Annotated in this window: 16 protein-coding genes; 7 read left to right on the plus strand and 9 right to left on the minus strand. The window is 41.9% G+C overall.

The window, feature by feature from the left end; all coding sequences use genetic code 11:
- Window positions 1-9: 9 nt before the first annotated feature.
- Together Q4574_RS07270 and Q4574_RS07275 are read right to left on the minus strand one after the other, a co-directional pair.
- On the minus strand, window positions 10-2,070 hold the full coding sequence (locus tag Q4574_RS07270) for a hydantoinase/oxoprolinase family protein (protein ID WP_303473061.1): 2,061 nt from the start codon (window positions 2,068-2,070) through the stop codon (window positions 10-12).
- A gap of 338 nt (window positions 2,071-2,408) precedes the next feature.
- Entirely contained in the window at window positions 2,409-3,296 is an 888-nt protein-coding gene (locus tag Q4574_RS07275) for a hypothetical protein (RefSeq protein WP_303473063.1), read from the minus strand.
- Window positions 3,297-3,537: 241 nt separating this feature from the next.
- On the opposite strand from Q4574_RS07275, the gene Q4574_RS07280 reads away from it, so the two are divergent.
- Entirely contained in the window at window positions 3,538-4,542 is a 1,005-nt protein-coding gene (locus tag Q4574_RS07280) for an alpha/beta fold hydrolase (RefSeq protein ID WP_303473065.1), read from the plus strand.
- Between the two features lie 62 nt (window positions 4,543-4,604).
- Here the strand turns inward: Q4574_RS07280 and Q4574_RS07285 are convergent, their stop codons facing one another.
- The 3 genes from Q4574_RS07285 to Q4574_RS07295 form a co-directional block, all read right to left on the minus strand.
- On the minus strand, window positions 4,605-6,515 hold the full coding sequence (locus Q4574_RS07285; RefSeq protein WP_303473067.1) for a PHB depolymerase family esterase: 1,911 nt from the start codon (window positions 6,513-6,515) through the stop codon (window positions 4,605-4,607).
- A gap of 139 nt (window positions 6,516-6,654) precedes the next feature.
- On the minus strand, window positions 6,655-7,686 hold the full coding sequence (locus Q4574_RS07290) for an MBL fold metallo-hydrolase (RefSeq protein WP_303473069.1): 1,032 nt from the start codon (window positions 7,684-7,686) through the stop codon (window positions 6,655-6,657).
- Window positions 7,687-7,688: 2 nt separating this feature from the next.
- Window positions 7,689-8,318: a TetR/AcrR family transcriptional regulator gene (locus tag Q4574_RS07295; RefSeq protein WP_303473071.1), complete on the minus strand. Its 630-nt coding sequence runs from the start codon at window positions 8,316-8,318 to the stop codon at window positions 7,689-7,691.
- Between the two features lie 166 nt (window positions 8,319-8,484).
- Here Q4574_RS07295 and Q4574_RS07300 point away from each other — a divergent pair, with 166 nt between their 5' ends.
- Together Q4574_RS07300 and Q4574_RS07305 are read left to right on the plus strand one after the other, a co-directional pair.
- A complete protein-coding gene (locus Q4574_RS07300) occupies window positions 8,485-9,561 on the plus strand; it encodes an efflux RND transporter periplasmic adaptor subunit (RefSeq protein ID WP_303473073.1) in 1,077 nt (358 codons plus the stop codon).
- A 1-nt stretch (window position 9,562) separates the two neighbouring features.
- Window positions 9,563-12,613: an efflux RND transporter permease subunit gene (locus Q4574_RS07305; protein ID WP_303473075.1), complete on the plus strand. Its 3,051-nt coding sequence runs from the start codon at window positions 9,563-9,565 to the stop codon at window positions 12,611-12,613.
- Window positions 12,614-12,691: 78 nt separating this feature from the next.
- On the opposite strand, the gene Q4574_RS07310 is transcribed toward Q4574_RS07305, so the two are convergent.
- Entirely contained in the window at window positions 12,692-14,314 is a 1,623-nt protein-coding gene (locus tag Q4574_RS07310) for an L-lactate permease (RefSeq protein ID WP_303473077.1), read from the minus strand.
- 294 nt (window positions 14,315-14,608) lie between these two features.
- Between Q4574_RS07310 and Q4574_RS07315 the strand changes: the two genes are divergently transcribed.
- A complete protein-coding gene (locus Q4574_RS07315) occupies window positions 14,609-16,210 on the plus strand; it encodes an ABC-F family ATPase (protein ID WP_303473078.1) in 1,602 nt (533 codons plus the stop codon).
- An 87-nt stretch (window positions 16,211-16,297) separates the two neighbouring features.
- Here Q4574_RS07315 and Q4574_RS07320 read toward each other — a convergent pair whose 3' ends face one another.
- Window positions 16,298-17,215, minus strand: coding sequence for an ABC transporter substrate-binding protein (locus Q4574_RS07320; protein ID WP_303473080.1), 918 nt, complete (start codon window positions 17,213-17,215; stop codon window positions 16,298-16,300).
- A 160-nt stretch (window positions 17,216-17,375) separates the two neighbouring features.
- On the opposite strand from Q4574_RS07320, the gene Q4574_RS07325 reads away from it, so the two are divergent.
- Genes Q4574_RS07325 through Q4574_RS07335 form a run of 3 tightly spaced genes read left to right on the plus strand, consistent with a single transcriptional unit; the run spans window position 17,376 to window position 23,160 of the window.
- Window positions 17,376-18,779 (plus strand): TolC family protein, encoded by a 1,404-nt coding sequence (locus tag Q4574_RS07325; protein ID WP_303473082.1) that lies wholly within the window; start codon window positions 17,376-17,378, stop codon window positions 18,777-18,779.
- 4 nt (window positions 18,780-18,783) lie between these two features.
- A complete protein-coding gene (locus tag Q4574_RS07330; RefSeq protein WP_303473083.1) occupies window positions 18,784-20,058 on the plus strand; it encodes an efflux RND transporter periplasmic adaptor subunit in 1,275 nt (424 codons plus the stop codon).
- Window positions 20,059-23,160 (plus strand): efflux RND transporter permease subunit, encoded by a 3,102-nt coding sequence (locus tag Q4574_RS07335; RefSeq protein WP_303473085.1) that lies wholly within the window; start codon window positions 20,059-20,061, stop codon window positions 23,158-23,160.
- A gap of 56 nt (window positions 23,161-23,216) precedes the next feature.
- On the opposite strand, the gene Q4574_RS07340 is transcribed toward Q4574_RS07335, so the two are convergent.
- A complete protein-coding gene (locus tag Q4574_RS07340; protein ID WP_303473087.1) occupies window positions 23,217-24,221 on the minus strand; it encodes a DUF1838 family protein in 1,005 nt (334 codons plus the stop codon).
- Window positions 24,222-25,109: 888 nt separating this feature from the next.
- Window positions 25,110-25,805 (minus strand): Crp/Fnr family transcriptional regulator, encoded by a 696-nt coding sequence (locus tag Q4574_RS07345; protein WP_303473088.1) that lies wholly within the window; start codon window positions 25,803-25,805, stop codon window positions 25,110-25,112.
- Window positions 25,806-25,966 lie beyond the last annotated feature (161 nt).

The following is a 25,966-nucleotide window of genomic DNA, read 5'->3' on the forward strand; positions in this document are numbered from 1 at the left end:
ATATTCCCCTTAAACAGCCGGATTGATTAATAGGTTGCCTACACCATCAATGCTGGCTTGATAACCTGGTAAAATGACAGTGGTAGAGTCCATTTCGTTAACAATGGCGGGACCTGCCACAACTAATTCTTGATGTAGCTTTTTGCGGTCATAAATCACCCCGTCATGCCATTGACCATCGTAGAAAAAGCGGGTGTCTTGAATTTTGCAGTCACTCAGAGCAAAATCAGCTTGACCGATATTACGCTCTGCAATTGGGCTGGATTGGGCTTTTACCACGGCGCGGATCATCAATATCTCATGACCATTTTCGAGCTTGAAGGTAAATAACTTTTCATGTTCTTTGTCGAAAAACCCGGTTAAAACATCTAGACCCTGATCTTTCAATTGTTGTTCGCTAAACTCCACACTGATTTCAAATGCCTGTCCTGCATAACGTAAGTCAGCCTGATAGATCACTTCTAAATCGTCTTTGCTTATGCCATCGGCAATTAACGACTCTGAAGCACGGTCTTTTAAATCATTGAGGTCAGACAAAAGGGTCTTAGCGTCTGTATCCTGAGCTAAAGTCAAATAGGTGCGAGCAGCTTCATCTTGTACTTGCGTAGTTGCATCACCATAGGCACAGAGTACCCCTGGACCGGGTGGCACAATGACCGGCCAAGCTTCAGTCAGAATTCCTAAGGCATTAGCGTGTAAAGGACCTGCACCACCAAAACCAACCAAGGCAAAATCTCGCGGATCATAACCTTGCTCCACAGACACTAAACGCAAGGCTCCAAACATGGCTTCATTAACAATTTTGATGATACCTTCAGCGGCGTCCATTAAATCGATGCCCATACCATCAGCCACCTTTTGAACCGCTTTAACCGCAGCTTCGCGATCAATGGCCATGGCCCCACCTAGCTGTACGTCTGCTGGTAGGTAACCAAGCACCACATTGGCATCACATACTGTAGGTTCTTCCCCTCCTTTCATATAGGCTGCAGGACCAGGCACTGCACCGGCGGACTCTGGGCCTACCCGAAGAGCTTTGGTGAGTTCAGGAACAAACGCAATTGAACCTCCACCGGCTCCAACCGTACGAACATCTACCGAGGGCGCACGTACTCGAACATCCCCAACGATAGTCTCGCGACGTACTTTGGCTTTTGCGTTTTGAATGAGTGCGACGTCAGTAGAAGTACCCCCCATGTCGAACGTTAGTATGTCGTTATATCCAGCTCGACTACAAAAATAAATGGCACCGGAAACACCACCGGCAGGGCCAGACATTAGCAGATTTACGGGGGAATCAGCAGATGCTCGCCCTGATGCAAGGCCACCATCTGAGCGTAGGATCGATAACTGAACATCTTCGCCCATGCGGTCGATTAACGCATTTTGTAAGTTATTAACGTATTTAGCGACTTCTGGACGAACATAGGAGTTAACAACTGTGGTTTCTGTACGCTCATATTCCTGCATTTCAGGTACCACTTCACTGGAAATGGAAATAGGCATGTCAGCAAAAACTTGTTGAGCGATTTCTTTGGCTTGTTTTTCATGTTCATTATTCAAATAGGAGTTTATAAAGCAAATTGTGATGGCTTCCACTTCTCCTTTATCTGCCAATTTTTGCATGCTTGAACGTAAGGCTTCTTTATCTAATTTGGTTACTACTTTACCGTCTGCGCCGATGCGCTCATTTGCCCCAATAGTGAGCTCTAAAGGCGCTAAAAGGGCTTTTTTCACAAAACTCACCCAGCCACCTAAACCGCCGGGACAAAACGAGCGGGCCACTTGCAAGGTTTGTTCGTAACCTTGTGTTGTGACCAATCCCACCTTCGCGCCTTTTTCCGTTAATACCGCATTGGTTGCTACTGTGGTTCCGTGCATCACCCTATGAATTTGTTTAGGGTCAACGCCGGATTCTTGGCAGATGCGGGCTATACCGTTTAATACCCCCTCTGACGAATCATGGGGTGTGGAAGGTACTTTGGCTGTGTAGGTTTGTCCTGATATTTCATTGATGAGAAGCAAATCAGTGAATGTGCCCCCGACATCAACGCCTAAACGATAACTCATAATTTTTCCCCTTAGGTTTACTCAACTCAGGTGCTTAACTTGTGCGACTAGTGAGTGTTAACTAACTACTGGCTCTATCAGTCTTAATAGCCGTGAAGATTTGAAAACCAGAATAGCGAGGGGGGGGATTCACGCAATGACAAATATCAATGTTGGAACATTTTAATGGCACTGATATGCAGTGCACCCTAAGAATAGGAACCTAACTGAGCAGTTTGTGCTGCTCAAATTAGAGTTCAAATTTAGCAGAGTGTATTTAAGGGGGACACCTGGCCCCGATACTTTGGGAAATTATTGTTTGAGGTGATTGTTAAAACCATCAGATTTTCAGTTATGCACTATTTTCTGCTCAGCATCGTAGGCCCTTCAGAGGAAAGTAAAGAGTTAAGCTGGTTGATTGCGTCTTGCTCAGTGAAAAAATAACCGTTGATAATAAGTTCAGAAATATCACTGACTTGTTTAAGTTCGTCGAGTTGTTTGGGACCTGGTAATTCAGGACGACAAATTGCCCCGCCAAAATAGTGGTCTACATCATCCAACACCAAAGCATAATGATCCATTGTCGCTGGTGCCATCTCATAAGCATCAAGATGTGCCGACCAATCTAATGAAGCGCCCATGGGAATATCATTAGTGCCTGTTTGAATCAAAGCGGGTACCGCTAATCCTGAAAAACCTTGTTTATCAATCAACCCGGGCATTGCAGGGGGGGGAGAATATGCTAACACCATGACAACACGGGGATCTGCTTGGGAAGGCTTCATACCTTCAGGAATCGTTGCCTTTACTCCTCCTTTTACGAGAGCCGTTAGTGCACCATAGCTATGGCCCGCAGCGATATAATGTTCGCCACCGAAGGTGTCTGCTAATAATTGCATGTCTTCCAATCTCGCCTGCCACGACATATTGCGAGAGTATTTATGATTTTCAGGGTGGTCAGTTGAGTCAATATGTAAAGGTGCATAAACGGTCAAACCTTGCTCAATCCATGGTTGGATTAAAGGATCGTACTTCCAAGGTGCAGATAGGGCGCCGTGGGAAAATAGTATGACGCCTTTTTCTTCACCTTTCGCTTGCCATTTCCACACAGAAATATTGCGGTCATTAGCCGTCAGGGTTAGGGTTTCTGAGTCTAATCCAAAACAATGAATTGAAACTGAAAAGATAAGAACTAGACCCAGTATAAACTTGTTGAATAATGGCTGTATGCAAGATGAAAAAAGCAAAGTGTGTATTCCTGATGTTGTTCAATAAAGAGTTTCAGCGACTGGTTTAGGTATAGCACTATTCCGGTCAAAATAATTTGATAACAATCAAAAAAGCGTTTAGTGGACTCGACTAAATAGGGTAGGCCAAGAAATTGTATAAAATTAGTAGAAAAAACTTCTGATAGTTGACATTTGTTAATGCCAGAGAAGATTTTTATCGTTATGTTGAAGGATTAATATCATAAAAAAGGACTAGCAAATGCAAATTAAAAATAGGTTACTCGCCGCAATAGTCAGTATCGGTCTATATGTGATAAATGTTCCTTCCGCTTTTAGTGATACTGAAGTGCCTGAGGTTAAAACCACTCGCGTTCACTCCATGGAAGAAATTCGAGCTAAATATGCTGTTAGTCAGTCTCAGTTTGTTGACTTAGATGGGGTCAACGTACATTACAAAGATGAAGGTAAAGGGCCCGTTATTTTGCTTGTTCATGGAACACTAGGTGATCTATATGATTGGGATGTGTGGACACAAGAACTGTTGAAATCTGGTTTTAGGGTAGTGCGTTTTGATATTCCTGGATTTGGTATGTCTGGCAACATTGCCAATAATAACTATTCCGTTGACCGCACACACACCCTTATCGATAGCTTAATGGATCATGTTGGCGTTGAAAAATTTGGCATTGTTGGCATCTCTTACGGTGGTATGGTCGTTTTTCGTTATGCGGCCACACGTACTGAAAGAGTGACCTCTATGGTATTAATTAATTCTGCAGGTATACAAACTGCGAATGCCGTTAAAAAAGCGCCTAAAAAAGAGGGTGCCTCGCGTAAACGTACTAGCAGCTTTTTGTACTCCCCGGTCGTTACCAAAGACGATCTGGTGTTCTTTTATGACAGCTATATCAATGACAAAACTAAAGTTACGCCTGAATTTCTGCAGCGTAAATTGGATTTTTTAAATATTCAAGATCGTGATAAAACCTCTATTACAACGTTTAAGTTGTATGAAAAGGGTGATCCTCAAAGAGTATTGGCTCATGTCAAAGCGCCAAGCTTGGTTTTATGGGGAACCGCCAATAAAGCCCTCGATACAAGCACAGCGGATGCATTTATTGATGCCTTACCCAATGCCTGTTTAACCAAGCTAGTGACATTTGAAAGTGGCGGTCACTATATTAATATTGAACGTCCGCTGGAAACCGTAAAAGTGGCGCAGTCTTTTTTGTTAGATTTGAAAAACCATAAAAACTGTCATTAGAGTGACTAACAGGAACAAATTGTCAGCGAGCTAAAGGCTCACTGACAATGTTTCAACTAACACTATTGCGGACAAGTGCCAATCGCCCAGTTTTGCGTATCTGTACTGAATAAACTAGTACTTCCCCAAGTCGAGCCTGACATGGCTTCATCACTACCTTGCGCAAAATAATTTGGGGAATATGGATTACCAGAGCTATAAGCGCGTCCAGCGGTTTTATGATAATAATTGTAAGTGCTGTGTTGCTCGCAACTTGCGCTATCGTCATCACCATCGTCATCACCGCCGCCACCATCTGATGTGCTGCATGCCTGAACGGGTCCTGTACAACTGGCGTCGTCATCTTGCCACTGACACTGCTGTGCTGAAGTGCCTATTTCATTAAGTTTAAATGGGTTTGTACTGTATTCTAAATAACAATTTGCATAGTTTGTGTAGTTTAATCTGCCCGCGTTTATGTGTTGGTCTAATGTGGCTGTTTGGCCAGCGTCGATATTGAAGGTTACAGTGTCTGTTGATTGCAAGTTTGTAGCGTCGCTGGCCACAATAGTTGCACTTTGTTGACCTCCAGCTAAATTGCATGCTTGAGCACTGAAGGTATTCCCTTGCAATTGAGCAGTTTCATTGCCGGTTGAAAAGTTAACTATCACGTTGCTTAAGTTTTGATTAATGTCTACGACTTTGCCAGAAACCGTGGCACATTGGTTATTCACCGTGGCTATGATATCCGTTAAGAAAGGGGCTGTAGCTGGAGGTGGTGGCCCAATTCTGACGGTACTTGAAGACACTTCTGATAATGCCCCAAGATCATCAGTAGCAACGGCAGAAACGTTATATAGCTCATCAGGAAGACTGGCACTGGAAATAGAAAAACTGTTATTGGAAAAAGTTTGGGTGGTAAGCGAGTAGGTATTCCCAACCGAGTCTTCTATTTCGAAGTCTATCTGCATTACTTGACCATCAATGTCACTAACTGTGCCACTAATCAAAATGGTTCCGCTATTTTCTTGAGTATTTAGGGTCTCTACCACAGGCGCTTCATTGCGACTTACTCGCTGATTGTTGTCAGCGAAATATTGACCTAAATACATTGCGTAGTTAATGCCTGCGCCGCTAATATAAGAACCGCTTGCACCTTGACCTCCAGACCAAGAATGGTCAACACCATTTAACCAAAGCATGGATACACGGTTATCTTGCCAAAGTGTTTCATCGGCGGTTCTGCCCGCTAGGGTTATCTGTTGACTGCCAGGTATTTGTGATACGCCATAAACAGCGGCCATTCCCTGCGCATTTTGTTGATTGTAGCAGCTGTCTACAGTGGTATCTGCATCGCCATGGGCTATCGATGCAATCTGTGTATCGAATTGAGAAGCAAAAGAACCTGCATAAGTTTGGCATCGACTGGCGACGTTAGCCGATTCGCAACTACCCAAGGCCCCACTCGAGCTCGTTCCGATACTAGGTCCTGCGCTTATTCCCATACCAGCAAAAATATCTGGTGCTAAACAAGCTGTTGTATTAGCGAAAGAAGCACCTGAGGAAAGGCCAGAAATGTACACTTGATCATCATCAATGTTATAACTTGAATCACTGCGCAGGGCAGTGGCTAGGTTGATAAGGTTTTGATAATCCCCAGCGCTTCTGGATTTCGTTCCTTGCCAATACGACCAACATCCAAAGCCGGCTTTATTCATGGCGTTGGGCACCGCAATGACCATTCCGTAAGCTTCGGCAGCTTGTTCAAGTTGTGCATTTAAATAGGCATCAATCGATTGGGTGCAACCGTGCAAAACTAACAACAGTGCCCGTCCCTGACCTACAGAAGAGACGCTATCTGGGGTATATATATGTACTTGGCTAAAGCCACCTACAGATTGATTGTTCTGCCAACTACCGGCATATACCGTTGAGGATAGGATAAAAAACAGGCCAAATAAGCTACTTAAGACTCGATTATTAGCAAATAACATAGGTTTACCTTTTTTGTTAAAAAAATGTAAACGTAGCTTAGGGGGTTGTTGAAAATTTCGCCTTAGTACTTTAGTACAGCGTCAAAAATTTCATTTAATACGAATAAGTGTAGCGACTCGACCTTTTATTTATATCACCTTAAAAGACCCATTTTTGACCTTGTTCTGGAATGATAATCTGCAAGCCTAAATCGTTGGCTTCATCTAATTGACGTTTGATTGTAAGTCGAGGGTTGGTGTTTTCTGCCAAGGTGTATTTTATATGGCTTATGACCACTTTAAGGTTCTGTAGAGGCGTTTCACCACCGATTTTAGAGGCAAAATTATGTAGCTCTTGGAGCAACAACTTTGGTGTAAGGTGACCAAATAAGAGATTGTGCGGGCGTTCATTTTCAAATGAAGCTTCAATAACGATACCGCGTAATTGTTTATGTTTTGCTTGCCCTGCTAGATAAGTCCAAATTGCGTCGAGCTTCCCTTGTTTTTCGACAATATCTGGTCCCGTATCTCCAAAATACACAAACATATCGCTGCCATTCTCAATCACAAAAGCAGTGGACTCCACGGGGTGACTGAGGCTAAAAGCGGTTACTTTTAGTTGCGTGTCGGTAATGCTAACGGGTTCAGCAATGGGAAGATCAACAACGTGATATTTATTCAGGGTCGGTGGGATGCCTCGGTCGGTGAAATTCGCCCATGCTTTACCATTAAAGTAGGTCTCACCAATCATGTTATTTACCGATGCCAATGCATAGATATTTTTATTTGTGTCTTCGGGTGAGGCCACTATCATTCCGTTTATGTGATCAAGGTGGGCATGGCTGATTAGATAGCCTTTAACATGCTCTCTTAAAATGGTTCCTGCTGTTGACCAGCTTTCATTTTTAACAATAGGTAAGTCAGCAAAAGCATTATGTTGCACGCTTTGATTTATACCATTCACTAATGTTCCTGCATCTAAGGCGACATAGTTGCGACTGTTAAGTGAGCGCAGTAAAAATGCACTTAAATTACCATCTTCGATGCCACCACTATCGCCTAAAACGATGAGTTCAAATGCGGCAGTTTGGGAAGTCTCTGTTATGGCAGTATTTTGATTTGCAAAAGTGTTGAGTGAAATTATTAGTGTTAAGGCTAATAAGTGCTTAAAAAGGTATGCAAAATTTTTCATTGTTATTTAGCTTGTTTTCGCGAACTTGAATAATGATCTAGAAAAATATCGACGGATTGCTCTATTACAAACCGTTTTTCATCTTCAGTAAGTTGTGATTGTAACTTAAACACTAAGGGCCAGAAACAACGTCCTTTGACTAAGTCATTTAATTGATCAACCGCAAAATTTACGTCTTTGATTATCAGTGCATTGTCTTTTACTGCGGCTTTAATAAAGCGATGGGCAGCAGTTTCTAAACTAATAAGTCGGTCGATTCCCTTTCTTAGGGTGTCTTGCTCATAAAAAAAGCTGCCTATGGCAACACGAACTAATTCTATGTGTTGTTCATCGCTCATTGAAGTTACTTGCTCTTCCACTAAATTGACAAATTGCTCGTATAGCGGCTTATCGGGATCATAAACCACAGCACTTTTGAGCAATGACGTTTCCCAATTGTCAGTTAACAGATACAAGACTAATTCGGCTTTAGTTGCAAAATGATTATATACAGTTCGCTTTGACACACCCGCAATCTCAGCAAGTCGATCCATGCTGGTGGCTTGCACACCGAACTCTTGAAACGCGCTTTTGGCGGCTTCCACTATTGCTTCGTGCTTTATTTCACTGCGACTCTTTTTTACTTCTGTCATAAACCTACGTAATTAATATTATGATAGCTAAAATTTATGGGAATGGGCACGATTTTGTAGTTTACTTTCAACTAAATGATAATGTAAACTACACCGAGTAGTTTACTTTTAAGCTAAATATTTATCAATAGCTTTATTCGCTTTAAACAATAGAGAAGTACCTCCAATGAAAATATCAATTCGTACGCTGGTTAGCAGTATAGTTTTAACTGCTTCAGTGAGCTTACTTAGTGCTTGTGGCGAAGAAAGCCAAAAACTAGTCGAAGTTGCATCGCCTCGAATGGTAAAGCTAAGCCCTGTAATGTCTTCTGCTATTCAAAATCAATCGACTTTTCCGGCGGTAGTTTCCCCAGTAAAAACTATCGATTTAAGTTTTGAAGTGACAGGGCGTCTTATTTACACTGATATTGTTACCGGAGAAAACGTTAAGAAAGGGCACTTACTGGCCAGCTTAGATCCTAAGCCTTTTGAAAGAAACGTGAAAGAACAGCAAACCAGGCTGCAACAAGCTCAACGGGAGCTAGACCGTATACAATCAATGTTTAGTAAAAAGTTAGTGTCACAAAGTAATTTGGATGATGCTAAAACAGAGTATGAACTAGCTGAAATCGATTTATCCAACGCTCAACAAGACCTTGAATACACCCAACTGCGAGCGCCGTTCGATGCTCTTGTTGCAAATCGTTTAGTTGATAACAATAGTTTCGTTGCCACAGGGCAATCCATAGCACAACTACAAGATGTTTCGCGGATCTATTTTAATATCAATGTACCTGAGCGTGTATTGTCAGCAAATGCAGGCCGTAAGATTATCAAAGCGCAAGGGTCGATTTTAGGCAATCCAGATAGATGGTACGACTTAGTTTATATTGAACACTCCACTCAGCCAGATGCCGTTACCCAAACCTATCAAGCGGTATTTGCACTAGAAAGCAATAGCCAACTTCAAGTTACTCCGGGAGCCCGCGCCGTTGTCAATGTCACTGTAGAAACGCCGAGCAATAATGGCGAGATGTTAATTCCGTTTCGTGCCTTGGTTGGCAATGATGGTGATGGCTTTTTTGTTTGGCGATATGTTGCTGAGAGACAAACTGTTGAGAAAGTACAAGTCAATGTGCTTAGCGTGGAAGAGTCCTTCGTGGTCGTCGATGGTCAACTAAGTGAGCAAGATTTTGTTATCTCCGCAGGCGCAGCTCAAGTCTACGCGGGCATGAAAGTCGAACCTTATCACGGAGAAAAATAAAATGGATATAGCGCGCTATGCCATGCGTACGCCAGTGAATATCTGGTTGCTTATTTTAGTCTTTTCCATCGGTGGTTTAATTGCACTTTCTGAGATTGGGCGTTTGGAAAACCCAGCGTTTACCATCAAACAAGTAAAGGTCATTACCGCGTTTCCTGGTGCAAGTGCTAAGAAGGTGGAAGAGCAGGTTACAGAACCTCTGGAAATCGCCATCCAGCAAATGTCACAACTTTATCGTTTAACGTCTATTTCGTCACCAGGGCAGTCTGAGATTACCGTTGAAGTGCAACCTCACTACGATGGCGATATGTTGCCACAGATTTGGGATGAACTAAGAAAGCGGCTAGGTGATATGAGTGGCTCTTTACCTGTTGGCGCCCAAGAACCTGCGGTCTATGATGACTTTGGTGACGTTTACGGTTTGTACTTTGCGTTGGTTGCCCCCGACTTTAGCCCTTATGAAATGCGAGAATTTGCGCGGATCATTCGCAGACAATTATTAACCACTGAAGGGGTGGCGAAAGTTGAAGTGAGCGGCGTATTGCAAGAGCAAGTTGTAGCCTATATTGATCCTTATTTAATTGCTGGATTAGGTATGAGCTTTCCAGATATTGTGGGGTTATTTGAAGACAATTTAAATCCATTTAATAGCGGTCGGATCCAAGTCGATGGCAAAAAAATCAGATTACTTGTAGAAGAGTCTCCAAATCAATTGGAGGAAATCGGTAATCTAGCATTAGTCATACCTGGTACCAGTCGCTCCGTACGTATTAAAGATATTGCCAGGCTCGAACTCGAACCTGCTGAAATTCAGTCTTCTCTTATTCGCTATCAAGGCAGTGAAGCTATCACCTTAGCGGTATCCGCTATCGATGGCGTGAATATCGTGGAAGTGGGTGAGCACGTTCGTCAAACAGTTGATAGCTTGCTAGATGATTTGCCACTGGGGATGAAGCTGACTCCAATTTATGACCAAGCCAAAATTGTCGATGATTCTGTTGGCGGATTCATTATGAACCTTATTATGTCCGTGGTGGTGGTCACCCTAACACTTTGGTTATTTATGGGCTGGCGATCTTCCGTCATCGTTGGCGCTGTGCTGGTTATTACTGTGCTTGGCACTGTCATGATCATGTGGTTAATGGGAGTGCAGCTGCAACGGATTTCTCTAGGGGCCATGGTGATAGCTATGGGTATGTTGGTTGACAACGCTATTGTTGTTGCAGAAGGTATGATGTTAAAAATTCGTGGCGGAACTAAACCAGTGGATGCCGCTAGTTTTGTGGTAAAACGCACTCAATGGCCTTTACTCGGCGCTACGATTATTGGTATTGCTGCATTTTCCGGTATTGGGTTGTCTGATGACGCCACAGGTGAATTTCTGTATTCACTGTTTTTTGTTGTTTTAGTCTCACTGATGCTGAGTTGGGTGTTAGCCGTAACTGTTGTGCCTGTATTGGGTGGTTATGTGTATAAATCACAAAAGTTTGCTGGAGACCTGGAAAGTATTGGTAAAACGCAAAAAGTATTTTTACATATTTTGCATAAAGCTTTGCGGTTTAGGTGGGTGACACTCACCTCGTTAGTTGTGATCACCGGTATTGCTTTGGCTGGCTTTGGTTATGTGAAGCAAGGGTTCTTCCCTTCATCAAATGCACCTATTTTCTTTATTCATTACTGGGGACCGCAAGATCAAGATATACGCTATACCGAAGATAAAATTGAACAAGCTGAAAAACGAATCTTAACCTTTGACGGCGTGGAATCAGTAACCAGTTTTGTCGGGCGAGGAGCTGACCGTTTTACGCTGACATACGCTCCTGAAGCGAATAATGAAAGCTACGGTTTGTTGTTTATTCGCGTACACGATAAAGACGCAATCGAAGAGTTGGCTCCAGCTATTTTGGCCAAGCTAAAGGATGTTGATCTCGATGCTGATTTTTATATGGAGCGAATGCAGTTTGGTCCAGGTGGTGGTGCTAAACTGCAGGCTCGTTTCTCTGGTCCTGACCCGTTAATTTTGCGGCAGCTAGCAGAACAAGCACAACAGGTATTCAATCAAGACGGGAGTATCCGAGATATTCGTCATGATTGGCGTGAAAAAGGTCTTGCTCTGAATGCTCATTATGATGAGTTTAATGCCGGTATGTCAGGAATATCCCGCTCCGATTTTAATGACGCAATTCAGTATGCCAGTGATGGATTATCTTTAGGGGTAGTGCGCGATGGTGATTATTCATATCCCATCAAAGCGAAGATGGCTACTGTTGGTCAAACTCCCATTGAAGCCATTGAAAATAACCGCGTATGGAGCTCCCAGCAACGGGTATACGTACCATTCCAACAAGTGTCGAAAGAGCTAGAGTTGGTGAATGAAGATGTGCTAATTCAACGTCGAAATAGAATTAGAACAATTACCATTTCAGCCGAGCCTGGTTTTAATGAGACCGCAGGTGAAGCCTTCACGCGTCTTCGACCTAAGGTGGAAGCCATTGATTTACCAGATGGTTATAAACTTGAATGGGGTGGCGAGTATGAAAATGCCAATGAAGCGCAAGAAGCACTAGGCAAAGGCCTACCTGTCGGATTTTTGGTGATGTTTTTAATTTCGGTATTGTTGTTTGGTCGAGTGAAACAACCATTGATCATCTGGATGGTAGTACCCATGGCAGTCGTGGGAGTAGTTGCCGGACTATTAGCGACAGACATGCCCTTTGGTTTTATGTCGCTGTTAGGCTTTTTAAGCCTGTTTGGTATGTTAATTAAAAACGCCATTGTTCTAATTGAAGAAATCGATTTGCTTCTCGAGGAAGGACAAACGCCAAGACTCGCCATTACCAATGCCAGTTTAAGTCGTCTCAGACCTGTCTCATTGGCTGCTATTACCACTATATTAGGCATGGCTCCACTTTTGTTTGATGCATTCTTTGCTGATATGGCTGTGACTATTATGGGAGGGTTAGCCTTCGCCACAGTACTGACATTGATTGCCGTACCTGTTCTGTATAGCGTGTTCTTTAGGATCAGCTTTAGAAAAGCTGAGTCAGCCTAACGGGCAATGGGAGCTTGCTGAATCCCTAACTCGTTATACAATTCGCCTGTTTTAACTAGCCTCAATTCTAAATTGGGGTTAGTTAACAACACTTAACCAAATAAGCGACACTGCACCTGCGAGAAGACAATAAAGCATCATTGGCACGAGTGTCAGCCTGATAACAGAACCTTCCTGGTTGTTCAGACCTACCACCGAACAAGCCGCTACTACGTTTACAACACAAATCATATTCCCTGCATTTGAACCCAACATCTGTAACCCTAAAATCACATTGGGGGCGATTTCTAGCGTTAATGCAGTAGTTTGTTGCAGCTCAGCAAACATCATATTTGAAAAGGTCGCGGATCCAGAAATAAATGCACCTAACGCACCGACGAAAGCGGCAGCCATTGGCCAAGACTGACCAAAAAATTCTGACATCATCATCGCCAACTCTTTAGGCATACTTGTCAATGGGCTGGTGGCAACATCGGAATTAATAAAAACTCTGACTAGGGGGACGGCTGTGGCTAGGGTCAAAAGAGATGGCACTAGCGACTTCACAGATAAGCGAAATGATGTGCTAATTTGCTGTAAGGACATTTTGTGTAAGAAGAAGGTGAGCACACATACCAAAACAAATATAACCCCAGGTAAATACAACGGACTAGCAGAATGGGATATTGAGGTCCCTAAAATATGGTTAAATTCGATTTTTACACCAGTCAATAGGGGTTTAAGTGGTAAGGAGTCTAGTCGAGTGAGTACCAATAAAACTGCGACTACGACATAGGGCATCCAAGCACAGTATATTGACATTTCGGATGCTTTTTTAGGGGGGGGAACCGCTGGTTCAGGCTGCTTATTTGTTGCTTCTTCACCTGCAAATAGCCATACTTTTTTAGGAACTAAAAAATTCAGTTTGACTGCGCCAATAACGATGATTAAGCCTAAAAGCCCACCGAGAATCGACGGGAAATCGGGGCCTAGGATATTGGCTACAAGCCAGGCGGGTAGCAAAAATGCAAGACCGGCAAATACCGCGAAAGGCCAAAGTGCTAACCCTTCTTTGAATGAGCGATTTTCACCCCAGAAACGCGTTAGAATACTTACCATCATCAAAGGGATAAACACACCGACAAACAAATCAATACTAATTGCTGCAGTGGCAATGTGTTGCAGCCTGTCATTGCTAATATGCCCAAGACCTTGATTAATGCCGACCAAAATAGGTGTGCCCACAGCGCCAAAAGAAACCGCCGATGAATCAGCAATGAGTGCTAGGGCAACTGCAGCAAGAGGGTGGAATCCCAGGGCCATAAGAAGCGGAGCGCAGATTGCGGCTGGTGTTCCAAATCCTGAAGCGCCCTCTAAAAAGCCACCAAACAACCAAGCAATAATGATTAATTGAATTCGTCGATCAGGGCTGATGCCAATAAACCCCTGCCGAATAACTGAAATTGCGCCACTCTGTGTAAGTGTATTGAGTAAAAAAATTGCGCCAAAAATAATAACTAAGATAGTGGCAGCTATAATCCAGCCTTCAAGTATAGACGCAAAAATCTGCACATAAGGTACCTGCCAAATTAGCACCGCTAAACTCGCTGTTATCACTAAGCTCACGGCCATTGCCTGCATGGCCGGCCAACGTAATATAACTAAAAATACCAGTACAGATAAGATTGGCATGAGAGATGTAACGGTTTGCAGTAATGTCATTTCAAACCCGAGCTGTTTTCGTTTTACACTTCAGGTTTCATAGTGAGGTAATTTTGCCGTGTTTACTATGCGACTAAGGTAAAAAGTTAAAAATTTGCGCAAGTTTAACTGCAAAGTATTCTTTTCGTTTCGACTCATGTCAGTATGATTTATAATCAAATCCCCTCGACTTTTCCGCTAAATTTATATATAGTGCGCGCCGTTTTGAACTAAGTAGTATTGCGCAGCGACATTGGGCTTTTATTGTGAACCTTGGTTTGTTTTTGTTGCTTTTTTACTATTTGGAATTCCATTTTGATATCTACCGCAAACATCACTATGCAGTTTGGCGCTGAGCCACTGTTCGAAAATATCTCGGCTAAATTTGGCAATGGCAACCGCTACGGCTTAATCGGTGCAAATGGCTGTGGTAAATCCACTTTAATGAAAATTCTCAGTGGTGACTTAGCACCTACTTCAGGTAATGTTTCCATCTCTCCGGGTCAAAAGCTGGGTAAACTAAGCCAAGATCAGTTTGCTTTCGAAAAATACTCTGTTGTTGACACCGTTATTATGGGTGACATGGAGTTGTGGAAAGTAAAACAAGAGCGTGATGAAATTTATGCTAAGCCTGAAATGAGTGAAGCAGACGGTATGCACGTGGCCGAATTAGAAACCCTTTATGCGGAGATGGATGGTTATACAGCTGAATCTCGCGCTGGGGAAATATTGTTAGAAGCGGGTATCGAAGAGCATTACCATTTTGGTTTGATGTCACAAGTCTCTCCAGGTTGGAAAGTAAGGGTATTACTTGCCCAAGCGTTATTTGCCAACCCAGATATATTGTTACTCGACGAACCAACCAACAACTTGGATATTTATACCATTAACTGGCTTGCTGAGGTGTTGAATCAACGTAAGTCCACCATGATCATTATTTCCCACGATAGACACTTTTTAAACTCTGTTTGTACGCATATGGCAGACATTGATTATGGTGAGTTACGTATCTATCCGGGGAACTATGAAAAGTACCAAGAAGCCGCGGCATTAATTCAAGAGCAGTTGTTGCGAGAAAATGCTAAAAAGAGCGAAGAAATAGAAGAACTGCAAGCCTTTGTCGCACGTTTTTCTGCCAATGCATCTAAAGCTAAGCTTGCCACCTCCCGGGCTAAAAAGATGGATAAAATTCAACTAGACGAAGTGAAAAGTTCTAGTCGAAGAACGCCGCGTATTCAACTTAAACAGCATCAGAAGTTGCACAGGCAAGCACTAACCTTAGAAGATATGAGTTTTGGTTTTGAAGATGAACCCTTATTCAAAGGCGCTAACCTGCTACTTGAAGCCGGCGCAAAATTAGCCATCATTGGTGAAAACGGGGTGGGCAAAACCAGCTTCTTGCGTTGTTTGATGGATGACTTGCAAGCCGAAGGTATGGTGAAATGGTCTGAAAACGCCAGCGTGGGTTACTGCCCGCAAGACAGTTCTGCCGATTTTGATTGTGATTTGAGTCTTTTTGATTGGATGTCTCAATGGCGCACACCTAAACATAACGATTTGATGGTCAGAGGTTTGTTAGGAAGTCTGTTATTTAGTGCCGATGACTTCAATAAAAAAGCTAAGGTATGTTCGGGTGGTGAAAAGAACCGTCTATTATTCGGTAAGTTAATGATGGCTGACTTGAATGTTTTGGTGATGGACGAGCCCACCAACCACATGGATATGGAAGCGATTCAAGCACTAAATGATGCTTTGGCGGATTTTGATGGCACACTGATTTTTGTCAGCCACGATCGTGAATTTGTTTCTTCTTTGGCCACTCGGATTATTGAAATTAAAGATCAAGAAGTCATTGATTTTCAGGGAACTTACGAAGAATATCTTGCTCACCAAGGACTCCAACAAGCCGTTGCTTAGCAGCTTATAAAGGGAAAATTAAAATAGTGGTGTTAATCGATAAAGAGCGAGCAAGCTTTGACGCTCTTTATTTCACTGCTTTATTCATTATATTTTCATATTGTTTAGCAGCACATTATAACGCTGAAAAATTTTCTCTATTTCCCCTTCTTTTTTGATTTTTCTAATGGCGGTATTCAATTCGGGTATTAGGTGATCAAATTCGCGGCGCACTCTAAGTACGATGTCGCCACGGGAGTGAATACTAGCTAAGGTAATTTCCAAATTATAATGATTAGCCCAGTGCTGAGCGGTTAAACCTTCAAGGATAGCCACTTCGAATCGACCTTTACTCAAACCCTTAATTAATACATTTTCTGAACTGAAGTCAACTCTCGTGAACATGTCATCATTAAAATAGCTATAGCCTCTGATTGTCCCTACTTGATTGCCATAAATACTATGCGGCGTAGAATATTTCTTAGCGTTTTTAGGTAAAGTAACGTTATATTCAGTTAATTCAAAAATGCCGATGGTTTGCACATAGTCGTCTCCCAGATCGCCATTTTTAAACCAGCTAAGGCTCATAAAGTCGATATCGAGTTGGTCTTTTTCGAATTCTTGAATTGCTCGTTTAGGCGGGTAATAAAAAAATTTATAGGAGAAGTTTGCTTTATTCAAAATTACGTCAATCAGTTCTGCAAAGATGCCTGGGTTTTTGTCATCTCTTGAGTACCCGAAAGGAATCCAAAATTCAGTTCCGCTTAAATTGTATCTTAGAACAATTGGTTTTTTATCGATTGCTTGAGAAGTCGAGATGAAAGCGAAATAAAAAAGTACAAATAAGAGTATCCGAGGGATCATATCGGCGCGAAGAAAAGCTATTTTTATTCTATTGCAACCTGGCATAAAACTTACTCTTGTTACAGATGAATCAGCTGAATAAGTATGACCTTTTAATTTATCTTGTCTTAATAATAGGACACAAGATGTGAAATATCTCTTCGATTTGTCGTTTATTTGCAATAAACTTTCAGGTTGATTCGAAATTTTAAAGGTTCAATAGACGATATTTTGAGTTGAATTGCAAACTTCGTAAAGTTTACGTAAATTCAATTTTTTGTTACTGCATAACCTCTAGACTCACTGTATTATTTTAGACAATATGCCTAATCCACGTAGTTTTATGCTGTCAAAATTCTTTTTATATAACAAAAAAATAGAGCTGTTTTCCTTAACCTTGGTGTTATTTTTTTTGCACGGTTGTAGCTCCGTTGAATTGGATCAAAATAAGGAAGTTCCAGCTTTACCTGAAGAGTGGCAGTTCCAGCATAATGCCAAACAAGTTGACGATAACTGGTTAGCTAATTTTACCTCTAAATCCGATAATCAACATTTAACTGTTCTACTCAATGAAGCCATTGAGGCAAATCAAAGTATTCGTTCACAAGCCTATTTACTAGATATTGCGCAACAGAATTTAATTATCGCAAAAAGTAATTTTTGGCCTTCTCTCGATGCCTCATTTGATGCATCACGCAGCAGCAGTAGTGGAAACAGTTTTAGTCTAGAAGCTCAACTATCTTATGAACTGGATATTTGGGGAGCGTTGTCAGATGCTGAGCGTCAAGCAAAGCTCAGTTATTTACAAACAAAAGCAGAGTTAGAAGAGGCCAGATTGCAATTAGCTGGTGATGTCATCATTGCTTATGCGAATGCTTCTAGGGCGTTTCAGCGCACAGAATTAGCAGCCCAGCAAGTACAGAATTCATCCAATAGTCTAGACATTATTGAACGTGGTTATCAAGCGGGTTTGAACGAATCCTTAGACGTTTATCTTGCTCGAAATGAACTCAACTCAGATAAGTCAACACTGGCAACCAACCAACAAACGTTGTTAGAGAGTGTTAGAGCCTTGGAACGGTTACTGGGTCGCTATCCTAATGGACAACTAGAGGTTGCACAGGTTTTAAACCTGCCTGATGTTGATGTTGCCGTTGGTTTACCCTCGGAACTAGTCACCCGAAAACCTGCTTTACAAGCCAGTTGGTTAGAATTGATGGCGCAAGATGCAGCTTTAGCCATAGCGCACAAAGCACGCTTCCCTTCAGTTAACCTAGCTGCCAGTGGAGGGCCGTCAAGTGACTCGCTATCAGATTTGCTATCCACTTCTGCAGCCTGGTCTTTGGTTGGCGGTATTTCAGCGCCAATTTTTAATGCTGGAAAGCTTAAGGCCAATGAAGAGATTGAATTGTTAACCTTGAAACGTCTTGAAGAAAGTTATTTGGATACGGTATTAAACGCTCTTTTGGAGGTGGAGAATACCCTTTCTGCAGAAGCGAGTTTAATTGAGCGATATGAAGCCACCGTAAAGGCCGAAGAAAACGCTAAATTTGCCAATAAACTGTCTTTTGAGCAATACCAAGCAGGCCTAGTAACTTACACCACTGTGTTAGAGGCTCAGGCGAGGCTTATTGCCGCTCAAAATAACCTCATCGATATTAAAACTGACTTAATTGCGAATCGAGTTCAACTGCATGTTGCTCTCGGAGGAGGAATCAACCTCTACGCCCCAATTCAAGAGCTTTGATTAAATGGTAATTTCTAAAAAAATTGTATTGCCCATCGTTGTTATGCTTATTGCTGCTGTCGCGGTGTGGGTTATCTATAACAATCCTCCTGAAGCCAAACGTCAGCGGCCAAATAATGCTGCGGTGTTGAGCGTGGAAACGCAATTATTGCAACCTGAAAAGTTTCAGATCACTCTAGACAGTTATGGTGTGGTTACCCCACGTACCCAAAGCTCGTTAATGTCTCAGGTTGCGGGGCAAATCGTGTTTGTAGATGATGCCTTTCGTACCGGCGGATTTTTTCAAAAAGGCGACTTGTTACTAGCAATTGACGATAGCGATTACTTAGCTGAAGTCAATATTGCCAAGGCTAACCTTATTACTGCGCAGCAAAGTTTAGCTGAAGAAATGGCGCGCTCTGAGCAAGCAAAAATAGACTGGCAGCGGTTAGGGGGTAAGCAAAAACCCAGTGATTTGGTGTTGAGAATACCCCAACAAGAAAGTGCACAAGCTAATTTAATTTCTGCAAAAGCACAACTGACAAAAGCAGAGTTATCATTAAAACGCACCAAAATAATTGCACCTTATAGTGGCCGAGTGGTAACCCAAAATGTAGATATTGGGACAGTCGTCTCAAACAATACCGAGTTAGCCAGCATTTATGCTACTGACTATTTGGAGGTTCGCTTAGCAATTAATAACAATGATTTGGGCTTCGTAGATCTACCCGAAACCAATATTGACAATTCCCTCGCCACGCCCCCCATAAACGTGACTTTTACGTCTGATCTCATCGGTCAGCAAACCTGGACGGGTAAAATAATACGCACCGAAAGCTCCATAGATTCTGCATCGCGACAATTATATGTGGTGGCGCAAATTGATGATCCCTTTAATCAAGCTATTGAGCGTGGCGTATCGATTAAAATTGGTGAGTATTTAACCGCCGAAATAGAAGGGCAGACTATTGATAACGCTATCGTTATACCTGTTACTGCAATCTATCAAGGTAGTTACGTATATATTGAACAAGACGGTGTACTGCTGAGAAAAGAAGTCGAAGTTGCTTGGCAAAACGATAGCCAGGCGTTAATTAAATCCGGTTTAGAAAGTGGACAAGCCTTAGTGGTAACTCCGTTGGGCCAAGTAAGCTCAGGTACCGCAGTATCTGTCATCAACAATGCCAGTCATTCTCAGAAGCAGAGCAAAGGTGCTGGTAAAAAACGAGACCCCAATTCAAGGCCTGAGCGTCCCAACAGCGAAAGAGGTGCTAATCGACCTCCACGTAAGGAAGGGTAAATGATAGCTTGGTTTGCAAAAAACTCAGTCGCTGCCAACTTGTTAATGATTACCATAGTCGCAGCAGGCTTGTTGAGTTTAAATGGTCGTATTCCTCTAGAAGTTTTTCCATCTTTTGAAATTGATATGGTAACCGTCAGCGTTACCCTTGATGGCGCAACACCTGAAGACATTGAGCAAGGTGTTACTATTCGTATAGAAGAGGCAGTGCAAGATCTCGAAGGTATCACTAAGATTATTAGCCAATCTTCGGAGGGTGGGGGCAGTGTTACCTTTGAACTCGATAGTGACTACGATCGCCGAGATTTACTGGCTGATATTAAAAGTAGAGTCGATGCAATCAATACCTTTCCTGCCAACGCTGAAAACCCAGTCGTTGCCCTTGGGGATCGTAAAAGAGAAGTCATTACCGTGGCTGTTACAGCCCCATATAGCGAGAAAGAGGTAAGGGAATATGCCGAAAATGTGCGTGATGATTTACTAGCTATTGATGGTATAACCCAAGTAGAAATGGATGGTATTCGTGATTACGAAATTGCCATCGAGCTTAGCTTAGACAAAATCCGCGAGCTAGAATTAACCATCAATCAAGTGTCCAATATTATTGACAATAACAGCGTCGATGTGTCCGCGGGTAACTTAAGAACGGAAAGTGGGGACATTCTAATTCGTTCTAAAGGACAAGCTTATCGAAAAGACGAATTTGCTGCCATTCCTATCAAAACCAATCCTGATGGTTCCATTATCCGTCTTGATGATATAGCTAATATACTTGATGGGTTTGAAGAAACCCCAGTTCGCACTCGCTTCAATGGCCAGCAAGGTGCTTTTATTGAGGTATATCGCATTGGTCAACAAAGTGCTATTGAAGTAGCGGATAAAGTAAAAGAATATGTTGATGAGCATCAACAAGGATTACCTCAAGGTTTCAATTTAACCTACTGGGATGATGATTCTGTCATTGTTAAAAGCCGCATATCAAGTCTAACCTCTAATGCAATACAAGGGGGAATTCTCGTCCTTGTACTATTAACCCTATTTTTGCGTCCATCTATCGCCTTTTGGGTATTCATTGGTATCCCAGTCGCCTTCATGGGCGCCTTTATTTTAATGCCATTTTTCGGCGTGACCTTAAATATGATGAGCGTATTTGGCTTCATTTTAGTGTTAGGTATAGTTGTCGATGATGCCATAGTCACCGGAGAAAACATTTACACCCATTTAGGTAAGGCTAAGTCAGGAGAACAAGCTGCTATTCAAGGCACCCTAGAAGTGGCTAAGCCGGTTACTTTTGGCATTCTTACAACCGTTGCTGCGTTTTTACCTTTGGCTTTTATTGAAGGTCGTAGAGGAGATATTTTTGCGCAGATACCCTACGTGGTCATTCCTGTTTTACTATTATCTTTGATTGAATCTAAGTTTATTTTGCCTTCCCATTTGAAGCACCTGAAATTGCGTTCTGAAAAAACTAAGCAAAGTAAGTTTTCCATGTATCAGCAAAAGTTTGCGGATGGTTTTGAACGGGCTATTCTGCGTTTTTACCGACCAACTCTTATCACGACTCTGAGATACAAATGGACAACTATCATGGTTTTCTGTGGTGTATTTGCCGTGATACTGACATTAATCGTAAGCGGTTGGACTCGATTTGTGTTTTTTCCAAGAATTCCCAGTGAAACAGTTCGGGTGTCTCTGAGTATGCCCACAGGAACCGCGTTTGAGATTACAAATAAGTACATCATACAAATTGCTCAGCATGCCCGCGATTTACAAGAGAAATATGTCGACGAAGATACCGGTGAAAGTGTTATTTTAAATGTACTTGCCACTACCGGTGGGAGAGGCGGTTCGACAAATTCAGGTAGTGTTCGTTTTGAGATAAGTCCACCAGAATCGAGAACCTCATCCATTACTTCTGCTCAGCTATTAAATGAGTGGCGTAAGCTTATTGGTGATATACCAGGTGCTGAATCACTGAGTTATCGAGCAGAGTTAGGCCGTTCGTCGGATCCCATAGATGTGCGCTTGAGTTCGAATAGTGTGGCGACCTTAGAAAAGGTTGCTGACAAAGTGATTGAGCGACTCAATACCTATCCTACGGTTTATGATATTGCTGATAGTCTTTCCGATGGTAAGCAAGAATTACAAATCGAATTGAACAAACAAGGGGAGGCTTTAGGTCTTTCCAGAGCTGACGTAACTGGTCAAATACGCAGTGCATTTTTCGGTTCACAAGTGCAGCGTATTCAGCGCGGGCGAGACGACGTGAAAGTGATGTTGAGGCTGCCGCTGAGTGAACGTCAGTCGTTATCCAGTCTAACTAATTTACTTATCGATGTGGGGAATAATGAAACGGTTCCACTTTCCAGTATTGCTACTCTTACACCAGGTCAAAGTCCGTCTACTATTCGTCGGATTGACCGATTAAGAACCATTAGCGTAACCGCAGATGTAGATAAAAATAATACTAATATGACAGTACTACAGGATGATTTGAATAACTACATATCGGAATTACTCTCCCAATACCCGGGGGTGTCTTATGAACTCGAAGGTGAAGCAGAAGAACAGCGAGATTCATTCGGCTCTTTAGGTATCGGCTTGATAATTGTGCTTTTTGTGATTTATGCATTACTTGCCATTCCATTTAAGTCCTATACCCAACCTTTAGTGGTAATGAGTGTAATCCCCTTTGGCGCAATTGGTGCCGTGGTCGGTCACTGGATCATGGGAATGGATTTGACCATTTTTAGTTTATTGGGCTTATTAGCCTTGGTGGGTATAGTGGTAAATGACTCCTTAGTACTTGTAGACTATATCAATACTAAGCGGGAGCAAGGAATGGAGCTGTTAAAAGCAATTCTAACCGCTGGTGCTTCACGATTTAGGCCAGTAATGTTAACCAGTTTAACCACCTTTATAGGACTGATGCCCCTGTTATTCGAAAAATCTACCCAAGCACAATTCTTGATCCCAATGGCTGTTTCTTTAGGTTTCGGTATTTTATTTGCGACTTTTATCACGCTTATTCTAGTGCCAATTAATTATATGCTATTGGAAGGGTCCTTGGAGAAACTCAGGAAAGGGCGACTAGCTAGTTAAAAGATAAAAAAAGCGGCTTGTTAGCCGCTTTTTACTTGTAGGGGTAGGTTCTTATTTTATTTTTTAACTGGGGCTGGTGTTTGTTCACGAGCATAGTGCTCTAGACTCGACAAACTGGGTCCATACCACTCTTTTGGTGCTTCGAAATACTCTGGGAAATGTTTTTCGGCATACGCGCGGATTTTTGGCGACAATATTTCCGAACTGTTATACGCACCCATACTACAGTCGTAGAAACAATGTCCTTCTGCTTGACCCATTAACATCCACGGCAGCCAAGGGGTAATTCGGCTCCACGCCCCAGAATATTCAATACTAGTGACGTCTGGGTTGGCCAAATCGTCTTTATTGATGACATAGTTAAACATCTCAGAAACACGGTTCATTGGGCCGGAAGATTCTCTTGGCCATTCATCTGGCTGCAACGCATTTGGATAAAACAAATGAATATGTGAATTTAACGTCACCGTATTGTTTGGGGTTTCTTTCCATGGGTACAGCATGGGGATTTTTTTCTTTTCGGTTTTATTTAAACCGCCGTAAGAGGGCCCTTGTGGAACATAAGGTGTTAACTTGTAGTTAAAGGGGTCGTTAGCTACAGGCACTACTTTGACTGTTTCGTTGGTATAGGGGTTAGTCCATTCCTCTAAGATATCGCCAGTTCTTAAATCAGTATAAAACCCAACTTCTTTAAGCACTTTTCCATATACGCCATTGCCTTCGTCGATTAATCGAGCGTAAGAAAAACCTTCAAAACCTACTAAAGGTTTTACTTTTTCATTAGGGCGTACGCCGTTTACAATACCTGAAAAGTAACCAAATTTTTGCTTACCGAAATCAAGATCGCCTTGTAAACGAGCCATGGCATCACGGTTCCACTCTGGGTCATTGTAACGCAAGACTTCTGTCGCTTTGGATGCTGATGTACTACTTTCCGTTGCACAACCCGCTAATGCCAAAGTGCCTGACGCTGCGATTCCGCCACCGATTAATAATTTACTAGAATTAACTAGGAAGTTTCTGCGGTCAGAATTTTCAGTATCTTTATTTTGGGGATTCATTTTATTCTCTCTTTCTACTATTTTTACGTTGATACATGACCTATTCCGAGTTAATTCTATGCTATTGGGCTGATTCTTAATCGGAACAACGATATGCCTATTTCGGTAACAGTAGATTAGAAGGAGAAATATTCCAGTTCCTTAACAAATATCAAAAAGTGCATTGATTATTTATTAACTTCAATATTTACAATGAGTTAAGGGTGGAACTATATGTAACAAGTTATTAATGAACAAGTTTTAAGCGGTTGAGTTGATGCAAATCCCCCAAAAAAACCTGTCGTAAACTGAATTTGTTAATTGCAGTTAGGCTAGGCACTGAATATAAGATAAAAAACTAAGAAAAATAACCCGAAAAAGACGATTCCTTTCTTATATCCATTGTTTCGTGCTTTTATCCAAAAGTTTCTTTGGGCTTGTTGCTCAACATGGTTTAACAGATGATTACAATGAGGGCACCTATTTCCTAGATACATAATCAATTGGCAATTGGGGCATCTCGCAGAAGGCGAGAATTCAGCCATTCCCATTATCGTAGGTTTTTTAGGTTTCATGAACGTTAGGATGTATTAGGTTAATAAGCAATGTTGAGTTAGCGAACATCATAAATAGAGTAATCGCTGAATTCAATCTGTTATCTACCTGCAAAACCTACACAAAACAACTATGTGCCAGCATATTTAATCTGGCTGCCAATATCGGACCTGCATCACTGTGGTTGATTTGTTTAGGTGAAAATGTGTTCGAGTTGCGCAATGAATGATCTCTAATAATAGGGTAACTTCAGGATTCAATTGATTCGTTTTAGTATACAAATCAAAGGGTCTAAAAAAATATCGTCAACGATGGAAAGGAGGGCAATTTAGTTGAGTTTATAAGAAGGGGAAATTACGCTGTACTCGCTAAGTCTTCTATTGATTCAAGGTTGAGAATACTAATTGTATTATTTGACGTGATTGAAATCAGTCCATCCCGTTTAAGTTGGCTAAATGTACGACTCACCGTTTCTACTGTAAGTCCTAAATAATCGGCTATATCTGTACGTGTCATGGGCAAATCTATTTTATCAGGTTTGGCGCCAGGCAGACGATTAAGCAATTGAATTAACATAAAGCAAACACGCTCGTATGCTTTTAGTTGGCCCAAAAGGTAGACATGTTCGAAGGTGTGTGTCGTGACGTCAGAACGGATTTCTCTTAAATTCGCACCTAAGGTAGGGAGTTCTTCAGCGAGTGCTAACAGGTTTTGGCGTTTGAATTCATAAACAGTTAAATTGCTAAGACTCTTCACCCCATAACTATATTTCTCAGTGTTAGATAATCCAATCAAATCGCCAGGATAAACAAATGTAAATATTTGGCGACGTCCATTTTCGGATACCTTTTCCATAATGCCAACACCAGAGACAATATTATATAATCTGTCAGAAGGAGCATGCTGGGTAAAAAGATACTGTTGTTTGGTAAGCACTCTCAACCTTGCGCTTTTAGATAAACGATCCAACTCGCACTTACTCATTTGCTTGAATAATAAACAGTCGTCTCCAAAACTAATACTCTTGTACGGACTACTTAATTGCACCATTGTTGAGTCTCTCTATTATTTGACAAGCAAATAAGCCACATCACCATGTAGAACTTATTTTTGACTATATCTAAACTCCTTTTTTCCTGAAATTCCTTGTTAAAAGTTGTAGCAATAAACCATTCAATCTTTGTGAAAATAGGTCAAACTTGTAAAGTTGA

This window comes from Aliiglaciecola sp. 3_MG-2023, assembly GCF_030548205.1.
GTDB lineage: Bacteria > Pseudomonadota > Gammaproteobacteria > Enterobacterales > Alteromonadaceae > Aliiglaciecola.

Bases quoted from the DNA above. Each gene is read 5' to 3' on its own strand.
- Q4574_RS07325 (WP_303473082.1), top strand. From the start codon at position 17,376: ATGCTGTCAAAATTCTTTTTATATAACAAAAAAATAGAGCTGTTTTCC.
- Q4574_RS07310 (WP_303473077.1), bottom strand. From the start codon at position 14,314: ATGACATTACTGCAAACCGTTACATCTCTCATGCCAATCTTATCTGTA.
- Q4574_RS07305 (WP_303473075.1), top strand. From the start codon at position 9,563: ATGGATATAGCGCGCTATGCCATGCGTACGCCAGTGAATATCTGGTTG.
- Q4574_RS07340 (WP_303473087.1), bottom strand. From the start codon at position 24,221: ATGAATCCCCAAAATAAAGATACTGAAAATTCTGACCGCAGAAACTTC.
- Q4574_RS07345 (WP_303473088.1), bottom strand. From the start codon at position 25,805: ATGGTGCAATTAAGTAGTCCGTACAAGAGTATTAGTTTTGGAGACGAC.
- Q4574_RS07280 (WP_303473065.1), top strand. From the start codon at position 3,538: ATGCAAATTAAAAATAGGTTACTCGCCGCAATAGTCAGTATCGGTCTA.
- Q4574_RS07285 (WP_303473067.1), bottom strand. From the start codon at position 6,515: ATGTTATTTGCTAATAATCGAGTCTTAAGTAGCTTATTTGGCCTGTTT.
- Q4574_RS07330 (WP_303473083.1), top strand. From the start codon at position 18,784: ATGGTAATTTCTAAAAAAATTGTATTGCCCATCGTTGTTATGCTTATT.
- Q4574_RS07290 (WP_303473069.1), bottom strand. From the start codon at position 7,686: ATGAAAAATTTTGCATACCTTTTTAAGCACTTATTAGCCTTAACACTA.
- Q4574_RS07295 (WP_303473071.1), bottom strand. From the start codon at position 8,318: ATGACAGAAGTAAAAAAGAGTCGCAGTGAAATAAAGCACGAAGCAATA.
- Q4574_RS07335 (WP_303473085.1), top strand. From the start codon at position 20,059: ATGATAGCTTGGTTTGCAAAAAACTCAGTCGCTGCCAACTTGTTAATG.
- Q4574_RS07270 (WP_303473061.1), bottom strand. From the start codon at position 2,070: ATGAGTTATCGTTTAGGCGTTGATGTCGGGGGCACATTCACTGATTTG.
- Q4574_RS07300 (WP_303473073.1), top strand. From the start codon at position 8,485: ATGAAAATATCAATTCGTACGCTGGTTAGCAGTATAGTTTTAACTGCT.